24 protein-coding genes and 1 riboswitch are annotated in these 23,017 nt (G+C 57.0%); of the genes, 5 read left to right on the forward strand and 19 right to left on the reverse strand.

The window, feature by feature from the left end; translation table 11 throughout:
- Window position 1: 1 nt before the first annotated feature.
- The 9 genes from ACRZ91_RS07665 to ACRZ91_RS07705 all read right to left on the reverse strand — a co-directional run bounded on the left by ACRZ91_RS07665 (window position 2) and on the right by ACRZ91_RS07705 (window position 8,937).
- Window positions 2–817 (reverse strand): ABC transporter substrate-binding protein, encoded by an 816-nt coding sequence (locus ACRZ91_RS07665; RefSeq protein ID WP_170771154.1) that lies wholly within the window; start codon window positions 815–817, stop codon window positions 2–4.
- A gap of 229 nt (window positions 818–1,046) precedes the next feature.
- On the reverse strand, window positions 1,047–1,778 hold the full coding sequence (gene thiD / locus ACRZ91_RS07670) for a bifunctional hydroxymethylpyrimidine kinase/phosphomethylpyrimidine kinase (protein WP_480903909.1): 732 nt from the start codon (window positions 1,776–1,778) through the stop codon (window positions 1,047–1,049).
- A complete protein-coding gene (locus tag ACRZ91_RS07675) occupies window positions 1,775–2,740 on the reverse strand; it encodes a ThiF family adenylyltransferase (protein ID WP_480903912.1) in 966 nt (321 codons plus the stop codon). The genes thiD and ACRZ91_RS07675 overlap by 4 nt, the downstream gene beginning before the upstream one ends.
- Complete coding sequence (locus ACRZ91_RS07680; protein WP_480903915.1) at window positions 2,737–3,330, reverse strand: thiamine phosphate synthase; 594 nt, start codon at window positions 3,328–3,330, stop codon at window positions 2,737–2,739. Before ACRZ91_RS07680 ends, ACRZ91_RS07675 begins: the two co-directional genes overlap by 4 nt.
- Entirely contained in the window at window positions 3,330–4,097 is a 768-nt protein-coding gene (locus tag ACRZ91_RS07685) for a thiazole synthase (protein ID WP_480903918.1), read from the reverse strand. Before ACRZ91_RS07685 ends, ACRZ91_RS07680 begins: the two co-directional genes overlap by 1 nt.
- A 1-nt stretch (window position 4,098) precedes the next feature.
- Window positions 4,099–4,296 carry a sulfur carrier protein ThiS gene (thiS, locus tag ACRZ91_RS07690; RefSeq protein WP_010437546.1) on the reverse strand — a complete coding sequence of 66 codons (198 nt, stop codon included), beginning with the start codon at window positions 4,294–4,296 and terminating at the stop codon, window positions 4,099–4,101.
- The gene (locus tag ACRZ91_RS07695; RefSeq protein WP_480903922.1) at window positions 4,265–5,233 is read right to left on the reverse strand and encodes an FAD-dependent oxidoreductase; all 969 of its coding nucleotides are present in this window, start codon (window positions 5,231–5,233) and stop codon (window positions 4,265–4,267) included. The genes thiS and ACRZ91_RS07695 overlap by 32 nt, the downstream gene beginning before the upstream one ends.
- Window positions 5,230–7,029: a phosphomethylpyrimidine synthase ThiC gene (gene thiC / locus ACRZ91_RS07700; RefSeq protein ID WP_480903925.1), complete on the reverse strand. Its 1,800-nt coding sequence runs from the start codon at window positions 7,027–7,029 to the stop codon at window positions 5,230–5,232. The genes ACRZ91_RS07695 and thiC overlap by 4 nt, the downstream gene beginning before the upstream one ends.
- A gap of 101 nt (window positions 7,030–7,130) precedes the next feature.
- A riboswitch (TPP riboswitch) is annotated at window positions 7,131–7,251 on the reverse strand.
- 294 nt (window positions 7,252–7,545) lie between these two features.
- Window positions 7,546–8,937: an aminotransferase family protein gene (locus tag ACRZ91_RS07705; protein ID WP_480903928.1), complete on the reverse strand. Its 1,392-nt coding sequence runs from the start codon at window positions 8,935–8,937 to the stop codon at window positions 7,546–7,548.
- 219 nt (window positions 8,938–9,156) lie between these two features.
- Here ACRZ91_RS07705 and ACRZ91_RS07710 point away from each other — a divergent pair, with 219 nt between their 5' ends.
- A complete protein-coding gene (locus ACRZ91_RS07710; protein ID WP_480903931.1) occupies window positions 9,157–10,785 on the forward strand; it encodes an acyl-CoA synthetase in 1,629 nt (542 codons plus the stop codon).
- On the opposite strand, the gene ACRZ91_RS07715 is transcribed toward ACRZ91_RS07710, so the two are convergent.
- The 9 genes from ACRZ91_RS07715 to hmgA all read right to left on the reverse strand — a co-directional run bounded on the left by ACRZ91_RS07715 (window position 10,782) and on the right by hmgA (window position 18,337).
- Window positions 10,782–11,114, reverse strand: coding sequence for a DOPA 4,5-dioxygenase family protein (locus tag ACRZ91_RS07715; protein WP_480903933.1), 333 nt, complete (start codon window positions 11,112–11,114; stop codon window positions 10,782–10,784). The genes ACRZ91_RS07710 and ACRZ91_RS07715 overlap by 4 nt on opposite strands.
- 88 nt (window positions 11,115–11,202) lie before the next feature.
- Window positions 11,203–11,841 carry a maleylacetoacetate isomerase gene (maiA, locus tag ACRZ91_RS07720; RefSeq protein ID WP_480903936.1) on the reverse strand — a complete coding sequence of 213 codons (639 nt, stop codon included), beginning with the start codon at window positions 11,839–11,841 and terminating at the stop codon, window positions 11,203–11,205.
- A gap of 7 nt (window positions 11,842–11,848) precedes the next feature.
- Window positions 11,849–12,391 carry a VOC family protein gene (locus ACRZ91_RS07725; protein ID WP_480903939.1) on the reverse strand — a complete coding sequence of 181 codons (543 nt, stop codon included), beginning with the start codon at window positions 12,389–12,391 and terminating at the stop codon, window positions 11,849–11,851.
- A gap of 5 nt (window positions 12,392–12,396) precedes the next feature.
- Window positions 12,397–12,594, reverse strand: a complete 198-nt coding sequence (locus ACRZ91_RS07730) for a DUF2783 domain-containing protein (RefSeq protein ID WP_319546425.1) — start codon at window positions 12,592–12,594, stop codon at window positions 12,397–12,399.
- 5 nt (window positions 12,595–12,599) lie between these two features.
- On the reverse strand, window positions 12,600–14,210 hold the full coding sequence (locus tag ACRZ91_RS07735) for an FAD-dependent oxidoreductase (protein ID WP_170542951.1): 1,611 nt from the start codon (window positions 14,208–14,210) through the stop codon (window positions 12,600–12,602).
- 134 nt (window positions 14,211–14,344) lie between these two features.
- Window positions 14,345–15,295 carry an MBL fold metallo-hydrolase gene (locus ACRZ91_RS07740; protein WP_480903944.1) on the reverse strand — a complete coding sequence of 317 codons (951 nt, stop codon included), beginning with the start codon at window positions 15,293–15,295 and terminating at the stop codon, window positions 14,345–14,347.
- A gap of 3 nt (window positions 15,296–15,298) precedes the next feature.
- Window positions 15,299–15,655 (reverse strand): VOC family protein, encoded by a 357-nt coding sequence (locus tag ACRZ91_RS07745; protein ID WP_480903947.1) that lies wholly within the window; start codon window positions 15,653–15,655, stop codon window positions 15,299–15,301.
- A 3-nt stretch (window positions 15,656–15,658) separates the two neighbouring features.
- On the reverse strand, window positions 15,659–16,915 hold the full coding sequence (gene fahA, locus ACRZ91_RS07750; protein WP_480903950.1) for a fumarylacetoacetase: 1,257 nt from the start codon (window positions 16,913–16,915) through the stop codon (window positions 15,659–15,661).
- 66 nt (window positions 16,916–16,981) lie between these two features.
- The gene (gene hmgA / locus ACRZ91_RS07755; RefSeq protein WP_170475725.1) at window positions 16,982–18,337 is read right to left on the reverse strand and encodes a homogentisate 1,2-dioxygenase; all 1,356 of its coding nucleotides are present in this window, start codon (window positions 18,335–18,337) and stop codon (window positions 16,982–16,984) included.
- A 58-nt stretch (window positions 18,338–18,395) separates the two neighbouring features.
- On the opposite strand from hmgA, the gene ACRZ91_RS07760 reads away from it, so the two are divergent.
- The 3 genes from ACRZ91_RS07760 (at window position 18,396) to ACRZ91_RS07770 (ending at window position 21,054) form a co-directional block, all read left to right on the forward strand.
- On the forward strand, window positions 18,396–18,848 hold the full coding sequence (locus ACRZ91_RS07760; RefSeq protein WP_170542960.1) for a MarR family transcriptional regulator: 453 nt from the start codon (window positions 18,396–18,398) through the stop codon (window positions 18,846–18,848).
- A 62-nt stretch (window positions 18,849–18,910) separates the two neighbouring features.
- The gene (locus ACRZ91_RS07765; protein ID WP_480903953.1) at window positions 18,911–20,146 is read left to right on the forward strand and encodes an adenylate/guanylate cyclase domain-containing protein; all 1,236 of its coding nucleotides are present in this window, start codon (window positions 18,911–18,913) and stop codon (window positions 20,144–20,146) included.
- A gap of 122 nt (window positions 20,147–20,268) precedes the next feature.
- Window positions 20,269–21,054, forward strand: coding sequence for a DNA/RNA non-specific endonuclease (locus ACRZ91_RS07770; protein ID WP_480903956.1), 786 nt, complete (start codon window positions 20,269–20,271; stop codon window positions 21,052–21,054).
- Here ACRZ91_RS07770 and ACRZ91_RS07775 read toward each other — a convergent pair.
- On the reverse strand, window positions 21,051–21,860 hold the full coding sequence (locus tag ACRZ91_RS07775) for a division plane positioning ATPase MipZ (protein ID WP_010437571.1): 810 nt from the start codon (window positions 21,858–21,860) through the stop codon (window positions 21,051–21,053). The genes ACRZ91_RS07770 and ACRZ91_RS07775 overlap by 4 nt on opposite strands.
- 217 nt (window positions 21,861–22,077) lie before the next feature.
- Here ACRZ91_RS07775 and ACRZ91_RS07780 point away from each other — a divergent pair, with 217 nt between their 5' ends.
- Complete coding sequence (locus tag ACRZ91_RS07780; protein ID WP_480903959.1) at window positions 22,078–22,965, forward strand: AEC family transporter; 888 nt, start codon at window positions 22,078–22,080, stop codon at window positions 22,963–22,965.
- The last annotated feature ends 52 nt before the right edge of the window (window positions 22,966–23,017 follow it).

The following is a 23,017-nucleotide window of genomic DNA, read 5'->3' on the forward strand; positions in this document are numbered from 1 at the left end:
GTTACTTGATCAGAGGGACACCGGTGGTGTCCTGCAGCCATACGGCTTCGATCTCGGCCAATTTGCCGTTTGCTGCGAGTGCTGCCAGCGCCTCGTCCACGCAGGCTTTTAGCGGGTTGCCTTCTTCCATCAGCATGCCGAAATGATCGGGATTGTCATTTTCATCCGCCGGGAACTGACCGATGACTTTCGAGCCTTCGATCATCACCGCGCTGAGGAACAGGGCGGTGGGCAGATCGAACAGCGCCGCATCGATCTGGTTGGCCGTCATCGCGGCGTTCACATCCGCATTGTCGCCATACAGCAGCGGATCGCTGTCGGGCTGGATGATGCTGGCCAGTTTCGGAACCGCCGTGGTGGACCCAACAGCCCCCCATTGCAGACCTTTCAACGCTTCGAGCGTTGGGGCAGTTTCGGTTGAATTGGGGCTGACTAGAACCGCCATCGGGGCGGTGTAGTAAGGGGCAGAGAAATCAACCACCTGATCCCGTTCGGGCGTGATCGAATATTGCTGCATGTTGACGTCGAATTCCTTGGCGCCAGGCTGGATCGCCTCGTCGAAGGACGAGCGGACCCAAACGACATCATCAGCTGCGAACCCCATTTCTTCAGCCACGGCATAAGCAACGGCTGCCTCGAACCCCTCGCCACTTTCGGGCGCGTCATCAAGTACCCAAGGGTAATAGGCAGGGTTGCCTGTTGCGATGGTGAATTTGCCGTCTGTCAGTGTCTTGCCAGCGGCGCATTGGTCCTGCGCATATGCTGCCGTCGAGAGAAACAGAACCGTACTTGCCGCGATCGTGAGTGTCTTGGACATCCGAGTGAATCCTCCTGTTGGATCATTTTGCCGCTACGGTAGTTCTGCCGGTCGGGCCTGTCCAGCAGATGCGTAGCTATTGGGCTTCGACTGGATTCGATTTCTATCTTATTTCAGATGATCGAAAGCCCGCCTACACAGCAGCAACAAAATTTGGGAATGAGCTCCAAAGTGACTGGTGCAGTGTCGAGGCCGAATGTCAGTTTTGGCAAAACTGGTATCGACGATATCAGATGTTGATTGCCTCGCGGAGGTAGTTATGGACGAAAGATTTTGCCCTCTTGCATGCTAAAATAAGATCGTTCCACTGGATCAGGCCGCAGGCGATCGCCGTGGCCATTGCGCAGCCTGTGCCGCGCATCGTTGCTACTTCTAGCCTCGGTGCCGTCAGTATATTCTGCTCTGTAAGTGTGTACAGATGATCGTCGGAGGTTTCACCCGATGCATGGCCTCCCTTGATCAACACGGCCTGCGCTCCTTGGGACAAAAACCAATCTGCCTGCGCCGCGATCTGGTCGTCGGTCTCCGCCACGGGATATCCTGAGAGCGCTGCCGCTTCGAGTAGGTTCGGGGTGACAAGCTGGGCCTGCGACAGCAACGTTCTGGGAAACTGACCCAACATGAGCTGACGCCCCGAGCTGGATTTTAGCACCGGGTCCAGGACTATGGGGCACGATTGCCTTTGGATGGCGTTGCCAACCGCATCAGCAATTTCTTCATTGCCAAGCATGCCGATCTTGATGGCAGCAGGAGCGGTTGTGGCCAATGCGGCTTTGATCTGGCTGGCGATCATTTCCGTCGATATGAGCTGGGTATTGAACACCATATCATCTGATTGAGCGGTCACCGCCGTGACAATGGGAAGGACCTGACATCCAAGTTTTTGGGCCACCCAGGCATCTCGGATCAGGCCTGCGCCCCCGCTACTGTCGGTTCCGCCGATTATCATGATCGGCTTCATTTGCTGGCCCTCGCAGCCAACAAAGCGAGGTTGGTTTCACCCTGCGCCTGCAAGCCTTTTGCCGCCCGCCAAGCTCGCAATCCGCTTTGGCAGCACAAGACTACCCTTTGCCTTGAAAACGGAAACTGATTGCGCAACTCGGCTTCGGAAATGCGCTCAGCTTCTGGGCGGATTTTCTTAGGTGCTTCGTGATGGCTCCTCAGTTCAATGATCAGGTCAGAACATTGCAACATCGGTTCTGCGATGAAAGGGATTGCAGTTTCAGGTTCTGGGTTACCCAGAAAGCTGAACCCACCAAAATGCATTCCAGAAAGATCTGCTGTTATCATCTGCCCTAATGCTGGCTGTGCACCCAAAAGGACTTTGATCGCGATCTGTGCCTGCAATGCGCCGATGACGCCTACCACGGGCCCCAGCACACCTGCAGTTGCGCAGGTCGCTCCGGTTGCGGGCAATTCAGGGAACACGGCACGTAGAGACGGTGCGCCCCCGCAAAACCCGCCGACATATCCGGTTTGCCCCAGAACGCTTGCTGAGACGAGCGGCGTATCTTCAGCCAGACAGGCATCTGACAAGATATATGAGGCCGCGAAACTGTCCGCCGCGTCGATCACGAGATCCGCCTTGGCTGCGATCTCTGGTGCTCTAGTTGGGCCGATCGACTCTACATTTGCTGAAACTTCCACCTGTGGATTGAGCGCGCGCAGAGCATCGCGTGCGGCAAGTGCTTTAGGCTTGCCGATATCCGGCATGCCATAAAGAGGTTGGCGGTGCAGGTTGCTTTCCTCGACCTCATCCGGGTCAAGTATCGAAATCTTCTCAATTCCTGCACCGACTAAGTATTGCAGGACAGGGCAGCCTAACCCGCCAGCCCCGACGACCGCGACATGGGCTTTGCCCAATCTGGACTGACCGGCCTCGCCGATTTCGGGCAACTGCATCTGGCGGGCATACCTGCTCATGTGCTGCACACCCGCAACCATTCGCGCGTGCGGGCTTCGGGGTCGGCGGCCTGTTGAATGTCTGTCACCACCGCGGCACTATCCGCACCGGCGGCAAAAACACCGGGCGCACGCTCTGGGGTCAACCCGCCAATTGCGACTAACGGGACGGTTCCGGCCCTTGTTTTCCATCGGGTCACACGGTCCAATCCCTGCGGCTTCCATTTCATTTTTTTCAGTAGTGTCGAATAGACCGGGCCAAGCGCCACATACGCTGGATCGGAGGATAAGGCACGGTCAAGTTCGGCTTCGTCATGAGTGGAGAGTCCAATACGCACGCCCGCACGACGAAGGGCTGCAAAATCGGCAGTGTCCATATCCTCCTGCCCTAGGTGGACAAAGTTACAATTGAGATCCAAGGCCACCTGCCAGTAGTCATTCACCACAAGTTGGGCTTGATGGACGGCACAGATGTCGCGGGCTCGGGCGATCTGACAACGAACTTCGGGCTCTGGCATATCCTTGATGCGCAATTGCACAAGCTTCACGCCCTGAGGCACCAACAGTTCCAACCGCCCCACATGGCCGGTGATCAGATAGAACCGTTCCATCACATCAACTCCGCGAGGCCGAGTACGGGAGTGGAAGGCACGGCCACATCTCTCCGATCAATTGGATCAGAGATAAAACCCGCACGCCCGGCCTCGACCGCCAGGGCCATGGCTCGTGCCATGCCGACGGGATCGCCCGCCTTGGCCACCGCGGTATTGAGCAGGATCGCATCCATACCCAATTCCATGGCCTGTACCGCATCAGAGGGCCGTCCGATTCCGGCATCGACGATCAGAGGAACATCCGGAAAATGCGCACGCATCGTCCGCAAAGCATCAGGCGTGCGCAACCCTTGGCCTGAACCGATGGGCGCTCCCCAAGGCATTAGGACTTCGCATCCCGCTTCCAGCAGCTTCTCACCCACAATCAGGTCATCCGTCATGTATGGGAAAACTTTGAAACCATCGGTCGTCAGAATACGTGCGGCTTCGACCAAGGCGAAGACATCCGGCTGAAGATTATCCGCGTGGCCAATCACCTCCAGCTTGATCCAATCGGTTGCAAAAAGTTCACGAGCCATTTGTGCGGTTGTCACGGCCTCTTGCACCGAATGGCACCCGGCAGTGTTGGGCAGGATGTGGGCACCCGTTGCGCGTAGCATGTCCCAGAACCCTGCACCTGTCCCATCCGCTGTTTCGCGACGCAGGCTGACAGTGACCACCTCGCAACCACTGGCGCGGATCGCTTGGTGCAGAATTGCGGGAGATGGGTATTGCGCAGTGCCTAGAAACATAGGCACCGAAATATCGACATCGTAGATTTTCATGTCAGCCCCCTTGCATCGGGGCCAAAACTTCCAGCCGGTCGCCTATGTTCAACACGGTTACGCTACGCGCAGACGCCGGTACAAACTGGCCATTTAGCGCCGTTGCAATGGCGGGACTGATAAAGCCAAGCTCGACAAGCGCCGCGTCCAGCGTTTCGGCCGATACTTCATGCGCTTTGGCATTCACTGTGATGTGCATGTGTCGTCTCCGGAATGAGATGTTGGACCACCCTGGCCGCCATTGCCGGGGCCAGAAGGAAGCCGTGACGATAAAGACCGTTCAGATGCAGAGTGTCGCCACACTGAACAAGGCGAGGAAGGTTGTCGGGAAAGGTCGGGCGTAACCCGCTACCGGTCTCTATGACGCTGGCTTCGGCGAAACCAGGGTGGATGGCAAATGCCGCAGCAAATAGTTCGGAAAGCGAACGCAGGGTTACCGGACGCTCGGACGAGCTTTCGATCATTGTGCCGCCGATCATATAGTGGTTGTCTCTACGCGGGACGAGGTAGAGCGGAATGCGCGGATGCAATAGGCGGATGGTTCGGCTGATCGTGACCTCCGGGCAATGCAGTATCGCCATTTCACCGCGCACAGGGCGCAGATCGGACAGAGCGGCTTGAATACCTGTGCAATCCAGATCGACATGCCCCGGTGCTTTGGTTCCAAGGAGGATCTCAACACCCAGAGCCTGCGCTGCCTTGGCCAGATCCCGCAGGGCGCGTTGCGGATCGAGGTGGGCCTCGAATTCATAAAACAACCCGCGCGAAAACCGGCCTGCTAAAGACGGTTCCAAGGCGCTGATGTCAGCGACGTCCATCTCACGATACCCGAAGGTGCGCCGGGCAAAGCGCGTCAACTCTGCCCCGTCGCGGGCCGGGGCGACCACCAACGTACCAAGACGGGTGACGGCTGTGATGTCCGCCCACCAATCAGCCGCCCCCGCACCAAGAGTGATTACTTCTTCCTCGGCATTTTCACGTTCGCACCACGGAGCCAACATGCCACCGGCGAACCGAGAAACGCTCCCATCTCCGATCTCGGTACCGGCTTCGTACACGCGTACCCGGACCCCCGCCCGCGCAAGCTCCAAGGCTGAGGTGAGGCCGGCGAGACCGGCCCCCGCGATGGTAATCATTCGCTCGGTTCCTCGACGGGCATATAAAGATCGCCCCCCTCGCGGTATTTTGCAGCCATGGCCACCATCCCCTCTCTTTGCGCTTCGGCACGGATGTCATGGGAAATCCGCATCGAGCAGAACTTAGGCCCGCACATGGAGCAGAAATGCGCTACTTTGTGGGCCTGTTTGGGCAAGGTCTGGTCATGAAAATCGCGTGCAGTGTCAGGATCAAGCGACAGGTTGAACTGGTCCTCCCAGCGGAATTCGAACCGCGCCCGGCTTAGCGCATCATCGCGTCGCTGTGCGCCAGGCAGCCCTTTGGCCAGATCGGCAGCATGCGCGGCGATTTTGTATGTGATCACTCCAGTTTTGACGTCATCGCGGTCTGGTAGGCCCAGATGCTCTTTGGGCGTGACGTAGCATAGCATGGCGCAACCGAACCAACCGATCATCGCAGCGCCAATACCGCTCGTGATGTGATCATAACCCGGCGCGATATCGGTGGTAAGCGGCCCAAGCGTATAGAAAGGCGCTTCGTGGCAGCATTCCAACTGCTTATCCATGTTCTCCTTGATCTTGTGCATGGCCACATGGCCCGGCCCTTCGATCATCACCTGGCAGTCTTTGGCCCAGGCGATTTTCGTCAGCTCACCCAAGGTCTCTAGCTCAGCAAATTGCGCCTCATCATTGGCGTCGGCGATCGAGCCAGGGCGCAACCCGTCACCCAAGCTGAAGGCAACATCATACTGACGGCAGATGTCGCAAATCTCTTCGAAGTGTTCATAAAGAAACGACTCCTTGTGGTGATGCAGGCACCACTTGGCCATGATCGAGCCGCCGCGCGAGACAATGCCAGTCACACGGTTGACCGTCATGGGGACCATATGCAGGCGTACACCCGCGTGGATGGTGAAATAGTCCACGCCCTGTTCGGCCTGCTCGATCAGAGTATCGCGAAAGACTTCCCAGGTCAGATCCTCGGCAATACCGTTCACCTTTTCCAGCGCCTGATACATCGGGACAGTCCCGATCGGCACTGGGGAATTGCGAATGATCCATTCGCGGGTGTTATGGATGTTGCGCCCGGTTGAGAGATCCATAACCGTATCGGCACCCCAGCGGATGGCCCAGACCATCTTGTCGACCTCTTCCTCCATGCTGGAGGTCACGGCGGACGTTCCCATATTGGCATTCACCTTTACCAGAAAGTTTCGACCGATGATCATCGGTTCGGTTTCTGGGTGGTTGATATTGGCCGGGATGATCGCACGCCCTGCGGCAATTTCAGAGCGGACAAATTCAGGCGTCACATAGTCGGGGATATTGGCCCCAAAATCGTTCCCGTCCCGATGGCAAGGAGACGTTTCGCGCAGCTGGTTTTCGCGAATCGCCGCAAACTCCATTTCTGGGGTGACGATCCCGGCCCGTGCATAGGCCAATTGAGTCGGAGCCAACCCATCCTTACCACGCAGCGGTCGTGTCTTGACTGGAAATTCAGGTGTCAGCTTGTCCTTGTGAACAAAGCCGTTATCGGCATCAGTGATCTCGCGCCCTTCATATTTTTCGACATCACCGCGCGCCTTGATCCATTCGGCGCGCACTGGTGCTAGACCCTGCCTAATGTCCGTCAGCACTCTCGGATCGCTGTAAGGGCCTGAACTGTCATAGACAGGCAGCGGAGCTTCACCGGCTGTCGGATGAGTCGAAATTTCGCGCATCGGTACGCGGATGTCGGAATGCAACTCGCCAGCGACGTAGATTTTGCGCGATGCGGGCATTTCATCGGTGGTAATTTTTGGGTTTGGTACGTTCACTTTGGCGCTCCTCAAGCTCAGGTCTCAAAAAGACACCAGAAGAGTTTGGGAGGAGGCAAAGGCAAAACGTGCCTTGTGTTCCGGTTGCGCAAGCCAGAATGGGCTGTGCGACCTTAGCTTCCTACGCCAGTGTCAACTGGGTCAGGTTCAAAGGGTCGCATCACCGGGTTCTCACCCAATCAGCCTCTCAGTCCCTTGGGCGGGACTCCCCTGCGTAGGTTTGCGATAGGATGGAACAGCCGGTTTGTAAAGTCTCAAGAAACAACCTTTCGCGCAATCGCATTGAAAGCACACCTTGTCCGGATAGCGGGCAATCAGGCGGGTTGGTCTGACGACAGTTTCAGTTGGGCTTGAAGCGCTCAATCAATACTACCGGAAAACGTATTGGCTAAATCGAGAATTGTGTCGATGCTCTACACCGACCCAAGCGGCCTTCACCCACGGAGATGTCCGAAAAAGAAACCCGCCAAAGTTTGGCGGGTTTCGGTGCTCTAGTGGGTAGCCTGTATTGTAGGATCAGCCGAAGACACGCCCCAACGCGCCGTCTACGGCGTCTGTGATCTGGTCGATATCGTCCGCTGTTGCGATCAGCGCTGGCGAGAAGCACAGCGTGTTGTTGCGGCTGGGGATCGAACGGTTGGTAACACCGATGATAACACCCTGCGCCATACAGTCAGCCACGACGGCCTGTGCCTGCTTTTCGTCCACCGGCTCTTTGGAACCGCGATCCGCGACCAGTTCGGCACCCAGGAACAGGCCTTTGCCACGCACGTCGCCGATAACCTTGTGCTTTTCCATCAGTGCCTGCAGGTTGCCCATCATGCGGTCGCCCATGTCGATGCAGTTCTGCAGCAGGTTTTCGTCCTGAATGATGCGCATGTTCTCAACCGCCGCAGCCGGACCCGCGGTGCATCCGCCAAAGGTCGAGATATCGCGGAAATAGCTCATCGGGTCTGACGCGTCGTCCTTGAACATGTCAAAGACTTCCTCGGTGGTTACCATGCAGGCAATCGCGGCATAACCCGAGGCAACGCCCTTGGCCATGGTCACGAAGTCAGGTTTGATGCCGTATTGCTGGTACCCGAACCAAGTGCCGGTCCGGCCAACGCCGCAGACAACCTCGTCAATGTGCAGCAGCACGTCGTATTTCTTGCAGATTTCCTGCACGCGGGGCCAATAGCCTTCGGGCGCTTCGATGACGCCACCGCCTGCGGTCACCGGCTCAAGGCACAGGGCGCCAACGGTGTCGGGGCCTTCGCGCAGGATGACCTCTTCGATCTGGTTGGCAGCCCATTCACCAAAGTTCTCTTCCGGTGCGCCGTCCAGCTCGTGCTTGCGGTATTCCATGCAATGCGGAACGCGCACAAAATCGGGTGCAAAGGGGCCGTATTGCGCGGTGCGCTCGTCCTGACCGCCTGCTGACATCGTCGCCAGGGTCGAGCCGTGGTAGTCGCGGTCTCGATACAGGATTTTGGTCTTCTTGCCGCCGTACTTCTTGTGCGCGATCTGGCGGATCATCTTGAACGCCTTCTCGTTCGCCTCGGAGCCCGAGTTGGTGTAGTACACGCGGCTCATGCCCGGCATCTTGTCGATCAGCATTTCCGCGAAATTCGAACCGGGGATCGAGCCTGCGGTATTGGCGAAATAGCACAGCTTCATCAGCTGGTCATAAACCGCCTTACAGATGGATTCGCGGCCATAGCCAACGTTGACAGTCCAGACCCCGCCAGAGACAGCATCCAGATGCTCCTTGCCCTTCTGGTCCCAAACGCGCATCCCCTTGCCTTCGACAATGATACGGGGGTCATTGGTCTCAAAAGGCTTATGCTGGATCAGGTGATGCCAGATGTGGGCGCGGTCAGCTTCGACAACGCGGGAAAGATCGTTTTCGTTGAACGTGCCGTCCATGACATGTCCTTTCAAAATAGGGCGCACGGGAATCAGAGCATCCCTGTGGGCGCAAAGTGACGTGATACTGCAGATCAACGCGAATGGTGCGCGTGAAGTAGGGCCAGATTAGCCCATAGGATATCTCCAGTGTACCAGAAACGCGTATTAATACGGGTTTGTTATGACGTAAACTTTGTGCTCAATACGCCAATCTGTCGAGTTTGGGAGGATCGCCGGATGACAGCCACACCAATCTACCAGCAACATCTGGAAAAAACCCCTGCGAATTTCACACCTCTGTCTCCGCTCAGCTATCTTGAGCGGACGGCGGCAGTGTATCCGGATTACCCATCCGTGGTGTATGGTGAGCGCCGGTATAGCTGGGCTGATACCTATGAGCACAGCCGACGACTGGCCAGCGCGCTGACTGCGCGTGGCGTGGGCGTGGGCGACACTGTTTCGATCATCGCGGCCAATATCCCCGAGCTTTACGAGGCACATTTTGGCGTGCCCATGGCGGGCGCAGTGCTGAATGCGATCAACACTCGGCTGGATGCGCCGATCATCACCTTTATTCTGAACCATGCCGAAACCAAGGTGCTGCTGGTTGATCCCGAATTCTCGGGCGTCGTGAAAAAGGCGCTGACGCAGGTGGATCATGACATTCTGGTGATCGATATCGAAGATGCCAGCTTTGACGGTGGCGAACGATTGGGTGATTTGACCTATGAGGGGCTGCTGGCCGAGGGCGATCCGGAGTTCGATTGGTCTTTGCCCGCAGATGAATGGGACGCGATCACGCTGAACTATACGTCCGGCACCACCGGAAACCCCAAAGGCGTGGTCTATCACCACCGCGGCGCGGCGCTGAATGCGACGTCGAACATCCTGACATGGGGCATGCCGCAGCATTCGGTCTATCTGTGGACGCTGCCGATGTTCCACTGCAACGGCTGGTGCTTTCCCTGGACGATGGCGGCCAATGCAGGCACGTCCGTTTGCCTGCGCGCCGTACGCGACGAGCCCATCTATCGTGCGTTCCGGGAAGAGGGCGTAACCCATTTCTGCGGTGCGCCGATTGTGCTGAATATGCTGGCCAATGCGCCGGATCACCTCAAGGATTTCACGCAGCAGATCAGGGCGATGACCGCTGGTGCTCCGCCGCCCGCCAAGGTGATCGAAGCGATGGAAGGGATGGGGGTCGAGGTTACCCATGTCTATGGTCTGACCGAGACCTACGGGCCGTCCGTTGTCTGTGCGTGGAAGGACGAATGGAACGAGAAAGGCGCGGAAGACCGCGCTGCACTGAAGGTGCGTCAGGGGGTGAAATATGTCGCCCTGTCCGGCCTGATGGTGGCTGACCCCGAGACGATGGAGCCCGTGCCTTCGGATGGCGAAACCATGGGCGAGATATTCATGCAGGGCAATATCGTCATGAAGGGATATCTCAAGAACGCCGAGGCGACGGACAAGGCCTTCAAAGGCGGTTGGTTTGCTTCAGGCGATCTGGGCGTGATGCACCCGGATGGCTACATCGCGCTGAAGGATCGGTCCAAGGATATCATCATCTCGGGCGGCGAGAATATCTCATCCGTTGAGGTCGAAGACACGCTTTATAAACACCCGGCCGTGATGGAGGCAGCGGTGGTGGCCCGCCCGGATGAGAAATGGGGTGAAACGCCGTGCGCATTTGTTGAATTGAAACCGCAGGCAGAGGCGAATGAGGCGGATATCATCACTTTCTGCCGGGAGCATATGGCCCACTTCAAAGCGCCCAAGACGGTTGTTTTCGGGGCGTTGCCGAAAACGTCGACGGGGAAAATTCAGAAGTTCATCTTGCGCGACCGGGCGCGGGAGCTGGGTTAATCGAAGATCGACAGATCAAGATCCAGCATCTCGCCCATCCAAATGGCGCGATCCCGGTGATCGGCCAAGTGATCGCCGGTTTCTGGATGGGTAAAGATGGTCAGCCCTTTCCGGTTCAGGATCAGCCAGGGAAAGACCTGATCAAAGGCTTCGGCGGGAAAGCCCAGCTGGCAACTCCAACGCGGATGAGGGCCAACGTTGCGCGCATGCATGCGGCCCATCTGCACGGCGGGAAACAGGCGCGCGGCTTCTTCGCACACTTGCTGTGCCGTGTCCTGTGTGTTGGCGTCGAAATAGACATGGGCGTGGTAGCCGGTGATCTCGGGCATGGGGGTCTCCGTCTGACGTTGTACAGAAACCTAAGGGCGGCGCGAGGATTTGTGCACCCACACTGCCAAACAGACCCTGTGCACCGGTTCAGAGCGGAGTGTGCAGATCGGGATGGGCCGCGGCAAAGGCGGAATGCTCGGCGCAGACGGCCTCGACTGCTGTCAGGCGTGGCATGTCGGATAGATCAACTTCCCACCGGCGCGCATTATAAAGCTGTGGAATCAGGCAGATATCGGCCAGACCGGGGGTGTCTCCGGTGCAGAACGGGGATTGATCAAAGCCGCTCAGCAGCGATTCAAACGCCAGCAGACCCGGCCGGATGAAGTGGCGCATCCAGTCGCCGGGCATGTCGCCAGCGCCATTGCTAAGCGCGGTGGCATGTTTGGCAACCGACAGGTTGCAGACCGGATGGATATCCACCGCGATGCTGTGCGCCAATGCCCGCGCCGCGGCTCGCTTGGCCGGATCGGTTGGCAGCAGGCCCAGGTCGCGGGTCTCATCCAGATAATCGATGATCGCCAGCGATTGGGTCAATCGAACCCCATCGATATCCAGCACCGGGATCAGACCCTGCGGGTTGCGTTCCAAATGATCCGAGGCGCGATGCGCCCCGTTCACCAGATCAACGATGACCGGGCGATAGGTGATCCCGGCTAAATTGAGCGCAATCCGCACCCGGTAACTGGCGGACGAGCGCCAGTAGTCAAACAGAACCACTTCGGACATATGATGGTCAGCCTTTGCTTAGTTCCTTGGCATGCAGCCAGTCGGCATGCTGAGGGGCTCGTTTGGTGCGCGACCATTCTTCGAGCATATCCCACTTCACCGAATCTAGCCGGGCCAGCATGGCCTCTTCCTCGGGGTCGGGGCAAGCCAGTTCCACCCGGTGACCGTTCGGATCGAAGAAATAGATCGAATGGAAGATCGAATGATCCGTGACACCCAGAACCTCGACCCCGTTGGCTTCGAGATGGTCCTTGAACGCGATCAACTCATCGCGGTCCTTCACTTTGAAGGCGATGTGCTGCACCCAAATCGGCGTGTTGGGATCGCGCCCCATCTCCGGCTTGGTTGGCAGTTCAAAAAACGCCAGCACGTTTCCGTTTCCAGCATCCAGAAACAGGTGCATGTAAGGGTCGGGCTCGTGGGTTGAGGGCACATGGTCTTCGGCAATCGCCAGAATGAAGTCCATGTTCAGCATCTTGCCGTACCATTCCACCGTCTCTTTCGCATCCTTGCAGCGATAGGCGACGTGGTGAATTTGATGGATTTTCATGAGGCTTACTCCTGTTTCAGGGCTGCAGCGTCCAGCGCCTGTTTCAGCACCGCGTTGTCGCCGATGTGGTTTGCCAGAACCAGCACAAGGCGCGCGTTTAACGCATCGCTTTCGGCTTTCTCTAGCCCTTCATGGGCGGCCACTAGATCGGCATAGAAATCGTCTGCCTGGGTCAGATTGGATGAGAGGATCAGATCAGCCATGTCGCTTACTCCTTGCCTGTGGCGCGGCGCACCGCGTGCCGGAATGCGTTTTCTTCGTAAGTGTCGCGGCGGGCGGCCACGTGCTGATCGGGACGGATCAGGTAGACTGCTCCGGTCGCATCGCCCAGATAGCGGCGCTTCAGCGTCAGGGTCGGGTCGTCTTTGACCGAGAGTGCCAGGCGTTTGACGGTGATCCCATCGACCTCGATCTCATCCGGCGCATCGGCGTCGATGGTCAACAGCGTGAACTGTCCGGCCAGTTTCGGCAGCAGGAAGTCATCACCCAAAGGCGCATCGGGACAGGACGCTCCGGGGCGCGTCTGCGATGGTCCGTTCAACGCGTCCGCCGAATTCAGTGGCGAGCCATCATAGACGCAAGGCACGCTGAGCCGACCTGAATTCACCATCGGTCGGGCAAAATCATAATGTTCACTCAGGTCCAATACCGCATCGCGCAGGATGCGGGACATCTGCGATTTCGGGGTGATGAAATCGGTCGAGCGGGTCGAGTTCAGGATATTCTCGTCCGCGCCGTGAATGCGTTCCTGATCGTAGCTGTCCAGCAGCGACTCTGGCGCTTTGCCGTCAATCACCAGTTTCAGCTTCCAGCACAGGTTGTCGGTGTCCTGAACGCCAGAATTTGCACCCCGTGCACCAAACGGGCTGACCTGATGCGCGCTGTCGCCTGCAAAGATCACTCGGCCGTGGCGGAATTGCTCCATCCGGCGGCACTGGAAGGTGTAGATGCTGACCCATTCCAGTTCGAAATTAACGTCCTCACCCAGCATGGCCTTGAGGCGCGGGATTACGTTTTCCGGGCGCTTTTCGCGCTCTTTGTCGATATCCCAACCCAGTTGTAGATCAATGCGCCAGACGCCATCGGGTTGCTTGTGCAGCAGCGCCGATTGGCCTTTGTTGAAGGGCGGATCGAACCAGAACCAGCGTTCCGAGGGGAAATCGGCCTCCATGATCACATCGGCGATCAGGAAGTTGTCCTCGAACACGCGGCCCACGAAATCCTTGCCCATCATGGCGCGCATAGGTGAGCCCGCGCCGTCGCAGGCGATCACCCAATCCGCCTCGATGGTGTACGAACCCTCGGGCGTTTCGACCTCAAGCTTGACGTGATCAGGGTGGGTTCCGACTGCTTCAACCTTGTTGCGGCCGCGGATTTCGATCGGAGCGCCCTGCGCCTGCAATTCGCGCACGCGGTCGACCAGAAACTGCTCGAAATAGTATTGCTGCAGGTTGATGAAGGCCGGGCGCTGATCGCCGCTGTCGGGCTGCAGGTCGAACTCATAGACCTGACGTTCGTCGAAGAACACTTTGCCCTTATTCCAAAGAACACCCTTGTCCACCATCGGCTGTCCGCAGCCCAGACGGTCGAGGATTTCCAGCGGGCGTTTGGCAAAGCAAATGGCGCGGCTGCCGAAGCTGACTTTGTCATTGTCGTCCAGCACCAGCACCTCGACGCCTTGCTGGGCCAGATCAATGGCGGCGGCCAGACCCACCGGACCGGCCCCGACAACGATGACCTTGTGGCGCACGGGCGCGGGCGCGGATTGGTCCGGGCTGGCCTCGTAAGCATAAAGTGGAACTTCAAAGATCTTGTTCACTCTCTCTCTCCCATTTCTGGCGCATCGGGCGCACCGCATCTGTTCTCCGGCACAGTTGCGCCGGAGGTCTCGCGTTAGAGTTTCACCGTCAAATCCGGGCCGCCACGATCTGGATCAAATTCGGCCCGGAAATCTTAGCCCTGCAGGGCCTCCCACATCTCCAGATCGCGCTGGGCGGTCCAGATACGGGGTGTGTCGATGCCGCGCGCCTCGTCATAGGCGCGGGCCACGTTGAACGGCAGGCAATGTTCGTAGATTGCGTAATCGGCGAATTTGGGATCGCATTCGGCGCGAACTGCGTCCCATGCTTCTTTCAGGCTGCCACCGCGCGCCGCGACCTTGGCCGCCGGGCGATAGGTGCTTTCGACGAAATTGCGGGTGTTTTCGATGGCCGCATTGACCATGTCCTTACCGACCAATGCGTCGCCGCGTCCCGGAGCGATAGCGTCCACGTCAAACCACTTGATCTCATCCAGCGTATCTCCCCAGTCGCTGAAATGCCCGTCGCCGCAATAGCAGGCCGAGTGGTATTCGACGATGTCTCCGGTGAACATGACATTCTGATCGGGCACATGGATGACGATATCGCCTGCCGTATGGGCGCGGCCCAGATGCATCAGGTCGATCCGGCGGTTGCCCAGATAGACGGTCATGGTGTCGCTGAATGTGGTGGTGGGCCATGTGAGGCCCGGGATGCTCTCATGCCCTTCGAACAGGCGGGGGAAGCGTTGGAATTCGCTGTCCCAATCCTCCTGGCCCCGTTCAACAACCATGGCGCGAGCCATGTCCGACATCAGGATTTGCTGCGCGCCAAAAGCGCTGGCGCCGAGCACACGAACTGCGTGGTAATGCGTTAGCGCCACATGGGTGATCGGCTTGTCCGTGACCGAGCGCACGCATTCGATCACCTTGTTGGCCAGATGCGGGGTCGCCTGCGCCTCGACAATCATCACGCTGTCATCGCCGATGATCACGCCCGAGTTTGGGTCGCCTTCGGCGGTGAAGGCGTAAAGCCCTTCGCCCACCTCGGTGAAGCTGATTTTCTTTTCCGACATGTCCCCCTGGGACGCGAATGCCTTGGCCATCTCTCAATCCTTTTGCAAAAACTCGAGCCGGTTTCCAAAGGGGTCTTCGGTGAAAAACCGGCGGCGGTCATTTAGTGTTGTGTCCCAGCGCAATTTCTGACCGTAACATTCGATCTGAGCGGCGATCGCATCCAGATCATCGACGGCGAAACCCGGATGGGCTTTGCGGGCTGGCGAGAAGTCTTTCTCGACACCCAAGTGAAGTTCACACTGACCCAGCGCCAGCCAGAGGCCACCACGCGCGTGCAGGGCTTCGGGCTTTTGCAGTTCGCTCAACCCCAGAGCATCGCACCAGAATTTCCGGGCGGTGGATTCGCCACCTTCGGGAAGCGCGATCTGGATATGGTCGAGCCCAAACATCAATCAGCGCGCATAAGGGTCGCTTAACGCTGGCAGCACAGTGCCCACGCAATCGCCGAAGCCGATGGTGTAGCCGTCGCCCTTGGCCGCGCCGGTCAGAGTCATGGTGTCACCATCTTCGATAAAATTGCGGGTTTCGCCGGTGTCCAGCCTCAGTGGTTCTTTCCCGCCCCAGCTGAGTTCCAGTAATGAGCCGCGTTCCGGTTTGGTCGGGCCCGAGATGGTGCCGGATCCCAGCAGGTCGCCTGTGTTCATGGGGCAGCCAGACGTCGAGTGATGCGCCAACTGCTGTGCCGCCGAGTAGTACATCTCGCGGTAATTGGTCCGCGCGATGGTCGTGGCGTCTTTGCCTTCGGGTGCCATGGTCACGGCCAGATCAATGTCATACAGCATCGGTCCACAATCTTTCAGGTGATCCAACAGGGCAAACTCACGATCCGACGTGTCGCAGCGAAATGGCTCCAGCGCCGCTTTGGTCACGATCCACGGGCTGATCGAGGTCGCTGTCGCCTTGGCCTGAAACGGCCCCAGCGGTTGGTATTCCCACGCCTGAATATCGCGCGCGGACCAGTCATTCAGCAGGACGTATCCAAAGATGTTGTCATCGGCTTCCTGCACAGAAATCGGGCCGTCAGACGGTGTGCCGACGATCGCACCCATCTCAAGCTCGATATCAAAGCGGCGGCAGGGCAGGAAGGCGGGCAGGTCTTGATCGGGGGATTTCAGTTGACCCCAAGGGCGGCGGATATCGGTGCCCGAAACAACCACCGAAGAGGCGCGCCCGTTATAGCCGATGGGGATGTGCAGCCAGTTCGGTGGCAGCGCATTTTCAGCGCCACGGAACATGGTGCCTACGTTCTGGGCGTGATGGCGTCCCGCGTAGAAATCGGTGTATTCGCTGACGGCAAAGGGCATATGCATCTCGGCCTCGTCCTGCGGGATCAGCAGGCCTTCGATCTTGTGCTGCGCGTCTGAGCCTTCGGCCAGCAGAGCGATCAGGCGGTCGCGCAAGGCGGCCCATACGGCAGGGCCTTCTTCCATCAACGGATTCCAAAACGGCAGATCAAAGAGCGGCTCGTCCGAGAGTGCGATTAGCCCATCGACCTCGGCGGCGGTGACGTCAAAGATCATGTCACCGATAGCCACCCCACAGCGGGGCTCGGTGCTTTCTGTAGAGAATACGCCATAAGGCAGGTTGTTCAGTGGAAATGGGTGATCGGCGGAATTGGCCGATGAGACCCAGGATTTGATTAAAGGCATCTTGTCTCCAAACCTTTGTTCGAGGCCAAGATTTTTCGACGAAAAATCTTAGGACTTGAGCGGTACTTACTTCTTGCCGGGGGTTCCGTCGAATTTCTTTTCGATGTCGCTCCAGCAATCGATGTAATCGTCCTGCAGCGGGGCCTCGGTTGCGGCAAAACCGGTCAGGTGCTGCGGGAAGCGGGTTTCGAACATGAAAGACATGGTGTTTTCCAACTTATCCGGGCCGAGGTTCGAATTCGACGCCTTTTCAAAAGCTTCCTTGTCGGGCCCGTGTGGGATCATCATGTTATGCAGGCTCATGCCGCCCGGGATGAACCCTTGCGGTTTGGCGTCGTACTGACCGTAGATGTTGCCCATCAGTTCGGACATGATGTTTTTGTGATACCAGGGTGGGCGGAACGTGTCTTCCATAACCATCCAGCGCTCGCGGAACAGCACAAAGTCGATATTGGCAGTGCCCGGCTGGCCTGAGGGTGCGGTGAGGACGGTAAAGATCGACGGATCGGGATGGTCGAACAGGATCGCTCCGACCGGGCAATAGGTGCTCAGATCGTATTTGTAAGGCGTGTAATTGCCATGCCATGCAACCACATCCAGCGGGCTGTGACCGATCTTGGTGGTGTGGAACTGCCCGCACCATTTGATCGTCACGGTCGAGGGCACCTCGCGATCCTCAAACGCTGCCACCGGAGCTTTGAAGTCGCGTGGGTTCGCCATGCAGTTGGCCCCAATCGGTCCGCGCCCGGGTAGTTCGAACTTCTGTCCGTAATTCTCGCAAACAAAACCGCGCGCGGGGCCTTCCAGCACCTCGACGCGATAGAGCAGCCCACGTGGGATAATCGCGATCTCCTTCGGTTCCAGATCGATGATACCCATTTCAGTGGCAAATCGAAGCCGACCCTCCTGCGGGACGACTAGCAATTCTGAATCTGCCGAGAAAAAGTACTCGTCCACCATCGATTCTGTGACCAGATAGATGTGGCTGGCCATGCCAACTTGGGTATTCACATCCCCGGCCGTGGTCATGGTGCGCATGCCGGTCAACCAGGTCAGGCCTTCATCCGAATGTGGCACTGGATCCCAGCGGTATTGGCCCAGAGAGATCACGTCCGGATCAACGCAGGGAGCTGATTTCCAGTAAGGCAGGTCGATTTTCACATACCGATGCGAATGCTTCACCGATGGCCGGATGCGATAGCACCACGTGCGTTCGGGCGGGTTGGCAGTGAAGGCGGTGCCGCTCAGTTGTTCACCATATAACCCATAGTTACATTTCTGCGGGCTGTTCATGCCCTGCGGCAGCGCGCCGGGCAGGGCTTCGGTCTCAAAGTCATTGCCAAAGCCGGGCATATAGCCGGGATGGGTTCCGACAGGGGTGCTAGCTTGGGTCATCTTATGCGGATCGGTGGGGCGATTCATCGGGCGCTCCTTCAAGTTGGTGCTTGTCGGATAATAGTTGATTTTGTAACTAACAAGGATGACACAACAGAATAATGACGAAAAAGATGAGTTTGATTTGCGAAATTTCCTGCCATTCCTGTTGAATCAGGCGGCCGAGGAAAGCTCGCTCGAATTTCAGCGCGTCTACAAGAATCGATATGGGATGTTGCGTACCGAATGGCGGGTGCTTTTTCACCTTGGGAATTATGGTGAGATGACGGCCAAGGAAATCGGCTTGCGCGCGAAGATCCATAAGACCAAAGTCAGCCGCGCTGTGCGCAAGCTTGAACAGCGCCGATATCTGAAACGGACGCGGGACGAAAACGACCGCAGAGTTGAAAGACTGACGCTGACAACCTCTGGCCAGAATGTGTATCGTGAGCTACGCGGAATTGCGCGCGATTATGACGCCAAGCTTGCAGCCCATTTTACGACCGGCGAAGCCGCATTGCTGCGCATGATGCTGCGACGTCTAGCTGGAATGGAATAGCACTCTGGTAATCTGGGGCAATGATCCCCAGATCAACGCCATAACAAACACAGGACTGTGAAATGACCAAGCCGGAGTCCCCAACGGCAAAATCCCATAATCTGATCGATTGGCTTGTTGCCCGAGGTTTGGAAGGGGCCGACAAAGAAGAGCTGCTGGACGGTTACTGCAACCAGCTGCTCGAACTTGGCGTGCCTTTGATGCGGTTCCACGCAGCGCAACCGGCATTGCATCCGGTCTACGGTGGCACTGGATACAGCTGGTATCAGGATCGGGGCGGTGATTTCCAAACTTTCGAATACTCCGAGGAGCCCAGCGAGGTTTGGACCAAAAGCCCGCTCTACGTCATTCTGAACGAGGACGTCGACGCGATCCGCGAACGTCTGGTCGATCAGAATGAACCCAGCCGATTTCCATTGCTGAATGAATTGCGGGAAAACGGTGCCACGGACTATTACGCGACTGGTATTAGCTTTGACGTGCCCAGCCAAACCAACCCGCACGATGCAAAAATGTCAATTGATGGCGTGCTGATGTCCTGGGCCAGCAACGCGCCCGAAGGGTTCGGCGACGATGATCTGGAAGTGATCGAAACTGCGCTGCCACATCTGGGTTTAGCCTTGAAGTCGGCCTCGAACGCCCGGGTGTCTAAGGACTTGATGCGTGTCTACCTGGGACGTGATGCCGGGCGGCGGGTCCTGTCCGGCGAAATCCGCCGGGGGTCTTTGCAGCAAATCGATGCGGTGATCTGGAATTTCGATCTCGAAGGTTTCACCAGCCTGTCGGAAGAGCTTCCGGGGATTGAAGTCATCGACATGCTGAATGACTACCTCGCTGCGGTGGTGGATGTGGTTCATCAATGTGATGGTAATATTCTGAAATTTATGGGCGACGGGGTTATGGCGATGTTTGATGTGGGCGAAATTGATGCCGACGCCCGTGCCGCTCTGGCTGCCGCGACAATGCTTCAGGAGCGTATGGCCGAGCTGAATAGCCTGCGCAAGGAGCGCGGGCAGCCCGTTTCGAACTACACGCTGGCCCTGCATGCGGGCGAGATCCTTTATGGCAATATCGGTGCCGACAGCCGTCTTGATTTTACGGTCATCGGCCCGACCGTGAATCAGACATCCCGTATCGCCGGGATGCATCGTTCGTTGGGGCAGCGAATATTGATCTCGGATGATGTGGCCCGTGCGGCTCAGCCTTGCGATCAGGATCTGATCTCAGTTGGGCGCTATATGCTGCGAGGTGTGGCAGAGCCGAAAGAGCTGTTTACGGTCTACCATGCAGCGAACTAGATCGTGATAGGCGATAAAATATCGCGGGTGTAGGCTTCCGATGCGGAGTTGGTTGACGTTGGGGCAACCGAAAATCTATCATTGTACCGGAACGGAGCTTTTCTTCAGTTCTTGATACAACATTGAACTATCGCAATTTAGAAAAATGCAACTCTTTAGTTTTGGTATTGATCAGTTGGGAACCTGTACGAGTGATGGCAATAAAAATTCCAAAATTCTCAGTGGATTATGCCCCAAGCGATAAGGTTTATGGTGGCAGAGCCGCGATCGCTACTCTTACATCGACCTGCCTAAATCGAGGGCAGAGTGCAAGCAAAAGCGATTGTGTGATCGTTGATGAATTCAATACAAACTGGAATGTGCGCGACTTCATCAAGATATCAGATGTTACCGCCGCTGTTTCCAGCCTTGATGTCAAAAAGATCGAACGAATGCGATCAGTCGATTCCATACTCAAAGAGCTCAAGCTCACGGGTATACTTGAACTTGCGGATTACGCGGAACTGAACTCGCAGCGGTGGGTTCGTGGCCACTTATTAGCGCAAAAACTGGGTGGGTCTGGAAAATCCGAAAACTTGGTGCCGCTGGATCGCAACAAAAATGCTGTTATGGAGAAGTTTGAAACCTCTTTATACAATTTTTTCAAAGCCGCAAAAAACGCTGAGAAAATGTCGGCTAGTAAACACTATGTTCGTGTTGAGCTGAAAATCAAAGCCGAAGGCAATATGTCACCCTGGTTCAGCAATTGTTCCGATAGAGTAAAAAGAAAGTTAAGAAAACTCCCAGAGAAAATCACCTACAAGATTAAGACAGAGTACGTTGAAGCGATCACGGGCAAAGCTCAATCAGCCCCGCCCAACAAGAACTACCCTAGACCTTTGAAGGCTCCACCACCGTTGAGCCTCTAAAAATCGATCTCAACCCCCGGCAGGTTCAATTCTTTCATCATGTCGCGCAATTCCTGCCGCGCAGCGATGTTCGAGATATTGAGCTGTTTGACGCCAATATCCTTGAGGTCCAGCAGGGTTAGCCCGCGCGGAAAAAGTTCGCGAAAGATAACCCGTTCAGAGAAACCAGATGCCACCCGGAAACCGATGCGCTGCGACAGCATCTCGATGGCGCGTTGCATCTTTTCCTTATTGACCATGCGCTGCGTCCCGACCCGGTTACGCACCACCACCCAGTCGATCGGTTTCAAGCCGGCCTGAGCACGCAATTGGCGCGCGTTCCAAACCATTTCGGAATAGACCGACGGGCCAAGGATTTTCTCACCCTTGGAATCGATCCGCGCCAGCAGGTCGAAATCGATGAAACTGTCGTTCAGCGGCGTAACAAGCGTATCGGCCAGTGAATGGGCCACCTGGCTGAGGCGCGTATGCGATCCGGGGCAATCGATCAGGATAAAATCGCTGTCACTTTCCAGCTCTGCGACGGCAGCCGACAGGCGGTGGTCATATATATTCTCGCCGGGTTTCAGCGCGCTGGCGTCAATCTCGGGCAGGTCGTGATGACGCGGACTGGGCAGAGACAGGTCCGAGCCGTTGAGGAAGTTCAGGCGATTCTCGAAATACCGGCCCAGACTGCGCTGCCGCAAGTCGAGATCAAGCGTGCTGACCTTATGCCCCAGTCGGGCCAGGGCAGTGGCAACATGCATTGACACGGTCGATTTACCTGCGCCGCCTTTTTCGTTCCCGACCACGATGATATGTGCCATGCCTGTATTCCCAAGTCCCGCCGTGTTTATCTACACGTTGTGGCAGCCACTATATGTTGTGTGAGCGTGGAAGGGAAGAACCTCGGGCCGTCCCGAGTAGCTTTATCAGGCTCTATTTTGGAAAAACGCGTGATGGGTTGGGTTTAGGGTAACTCCTTGCCAAACAGACGCCCGTATTTCACTGTCGGGATCGAGGAATTGTGATTAAGGACAGCAATTGGACCATCTGTTTTTGAACGTCCTGAACGTGGTTCTGCCCGTCCTGATTTGTGCTGGAATCGGTTATTGTCTGGCACTAATCCGTGCTCCGTTCGACAATAAGGTCATTGGTGGAATCGTATCGAGGGTCGGGTATCCAACCTTGATCATCTCGCACTTGTCGACCACCAAAATCGCGGTCGGCACGTTTCTTGACGTGATGACAGCAGCCGCTTTGGCGATCGCAGGATTTGGAGTGTTGGGGTTTGTCGCGCTCAAGCTGATGCGGTTGCCAGCGCGGGCGTTTTTAACGCCGCTTATGCACGGCAATGTCGGCAATATCGGTCTTCCCATAACCTTACTGGCGTTGGGGGATGCCGGCATGGCTTATACGATGGGATTTGTGGTTGTTGTGCTGATCAGTATTTTCACGATCGGTATGTGGATTCCGGCTGGGGAGTTCTCACCCAGAAAACTTGCTACATCTCCGATCATTTACGCGGTAGCGCTGTCTCTGGTGCTGATGACCACGGGCTATAACCTTCCACAACCGGTCGCCAAATCCTTTGACATACTGGGTGGTCTCTCGATTCCGCTGATGCTGCTGACGTTGGGGCACACGCTTGCGACGCTGCGGATATCAAGCCTTAGACGCGCTGTATTGCTGACCGCGTTGCACCTGGTGATGGCCATGGTGATTGCAAGCGCGCTGGTCTGGGCTTTCGACTTCACGGGGGCCGAGCGGGGGGCGGTGATCCTGTGCTGCCTGATGCCGTCTTCCGTCGCAACATATCTATTCATTGATCAACATGTACCGGAATACGGGCCCGACGTGGCCGGGTTCATTCTGGTTTCAACCCTGACCACGATTTTGGTGTTGCCGGTGGCACTGTCTTACTGGGTCTGAAGTGGGCAAAGCTCGCCTTGCGGAAAAACTATACGCACCAACGAAAAACCGT

The sequence above is a fragment of the Ruegeria sp. O11 genome (genome assembly GCF_056535285.1).

Excerpts from the sequence above, each read along its gene's own strand:
- ACRZ91_RS07665 (WP_170771154.1), bottom strand. The coding sequence starts at position 817 with ATGTCCAAGACACTCACGATCGCGGCAAGTACGGTTCTGTTTCTCTCG.
- thiD (WP_480903909.1), bottom strand. The coding sequence starts at position 1,778 with ATGAAGCCGATCATGATAATCGGCGGAACCGACAGTAGCGGGGGCGCA.
- ACRZ91_RS07675 (WP_480903912.1), bottom strand. The coding sequence starts at position 2,740 with ATGAGCAGGTATGCCCGCCAGATGCAGTTGCCCGAAATCGGCGAGGCC.
- ACRZ91_RS07680 (WP_480903915.1), bottom strand. The coding sequence starts at position 3,330 with ATGGAACGGTTCTATCTGATCACCGGCCATGTGGGGCGGTTGGAACTG.
- ACRZ91_RS07685 (WP_480903918.1), bottom strand. The coding sequence starts at position 4,097 with ATGAAAATCTACGATGTCGATATTTCGGTGCCTATGTTTCTAGGCACT.
- thiS (WP_010437546.1), bottom strand. The coding sequence starts at position 4,296 with ATGCACATCACAGTGAATGCCAAAGCGCATGAAGTATCGGCCGAAACG.
- ACRZ91_RS07695 (WP_480903922.1), bottom strand. The coding sequence starts at position 5,233 with ATGATTACCATCGCGGGGGCCGGTCTCGCCGGCCTCACCTCAGCCTTG.
- ACRZ91_RS07705 (WP_480903928.1), bottom strand. The coding sequence starts at position 8,937 with ATGGACGGCACGTTCAACGAAAACGATCTTTCCCGCGTTGTCGAAGCT.
- ACRZ91_RS07710 (WP_480903931.1), top strand. The coding sequence starts at position 9,157 with ATGACAGCCACACCAATCTACCAGCAACATCTGGAAAAAACCCCTGCG.
- ACRZ91_RS07715 (WP_480903933.1), bottom strand. The coding sequence starts at position 11,114 with ATGCCCGAGATCACCGGCTACCACGCCCATGTCTATTTCGACGCCAAC.
- maiA (WP_480903936.1), bottom strand. The coding sequence starts at position 11,841 with ATGTCCGAAGTGGTTCTGTTTGACTACTGGCGCTCGTCCGCCAGTTAC.
- ACRZ91_RS07725 (WP_480903939.1), bottom strand. The coding sequence starts at position 12,391 with ATGAAAATCCATCAAATTCACCACGTCGCCTATCGCTGCAAGGATGCG.
- ACRZ91_RS07730 (WP_319546425.1), bottom strand. The coding sequence starts at position 12,594 with ATGGCTGATCTGATCCTCTCATCCAATCTGACCCAGGCAGACGATTTC.
- ACRZ91_RS07740 (WP_480903944.1), bottom strand. The coding sequence starts at position 15,295 with ATGGCCAAGGCATTCGCGTCCCAGGGGGACATGTCGGAAAAGAAAATC.
- ACRZ91_RS07745 (WP_480903947.1), bottom strand. The coding sequence starts at position 15,655 with ATGTTTGGGCTCGACCATATCCAGATCGCGCTTCCCGAAGGTGGCGAA.
- fahA (WP_480903950.1), bottom strand. The coding sequence starts at position 16,915 with ATGCCTTTAATCAAATCCTGGGTCTCATCGGCCAATTCCGCCGATCAC.
- hmgA (WP_170475725.1), bottom strand. The coding sequence starts at position 18,337 with ATGAATCGCCCCACCGATCCGCATAAGATGACCCAAGCTAGCACCCCT.
- ACRZ91_RS07760 (WP_170542960.1), top strand. The coding sequence starts at position 18,396 with ATGACACAACAGAATAATGACGAAAAAGATGAGTTTGATTTGCGAAAT.
- ACRZ91_RS07765 (WP_480903953.1), top strand. The coding sequence starts at position 18,911 with ATGACCAAGCCGGAGTCCCCAACGGCAAAATCCCATAATCTGATCGAT.
- ACRZ91_RS07775 (WP_010437571.1), bottom strand. The coding sequence starts at position 21,860 with ATGGCACATATCATCGTGGTCGGGAACGAAAAAGGCGGCGCAGGTAAA.